Source organism: Sphingobium limneticum (assembly GCF_008710155.1).
In the GTDB taxonomy this organism is placed as follows: Bacteria; Pseudomonadota; Alphaproteobacteria; order Sphingomonadales; family Sphingomonadaceae; genus Sphingobium; species Sphingobium limneticum.
Window position 1 is genome coordinate 1 of record NZ_VYPZ01000109.1, and the last position, 501, is coordinate 501.

General features: G+C 56.9%; 1 protein-coding gene and 1 pseudogene. One reads left to right on the forward strand and one right to left on the reverse strand.

The window, feature by feature from the left end:
- Window positions 1-106: pseudogene (locus F4U94_RS24230) on the forward strand (IS5/IS1182 family transposase); the annotation flags it as partial.
- Between the two features lie 207 nt (window positions 107-313).
- Here F4U94_RS24230 and F4U94_RS24235 read toward each other — a convergent pair.
- Window positions 314-501: TonB-dependent receptor (locus tag F4U94_RS24235; protein ID WP_150412362.1), on the reverse strand; the 188-nt coding region annotated here is incomplete at its 5' end.

Sequence of the window (501 nt, forward strand, 5' to 3'; positions counted from 1 at the left end):
CCTCGCAAAGGACTGGGAAGCGACCATCGCCTCTTCAACCGCCTGGGCTATGATCGCTTCTATCCGCATGCTCATCCGCAGAACCGCAAGGTATTGCTACGCCTGAGAAACTTTTGAATCGGGCTCTTATAAAGGAATCGACTTTTATTTGGGCGACAATGCCGCAGTACGTCGTGCAAGCGACGCCATGCTCTTTCTTCATGCATCCTGCGACACCTCGGTCGAAACCGGGTTTTGATCATCCGCAGCGGGCGTGTGTTGGATGAATGTGTACGTCGCGCCAGCACTGCTCCGTCCCCCTGAGCGTAAAAGTTTAGAAGTTCACCCTAATCGTCGCTCGCGCGGTGGTCGGCGCACCGGGCATGACGTTGTTGTCGTTGTAGGCGGACGAGAAATAATTGCTGTCGAGGAGGTTCTCGACGTTGATTTGCGCCTCGATGTGGGGGGTGAGCTTGAAGAACGCGGCGGCATCGACGCGGGTGAACGCAGGCAGGACGGCGG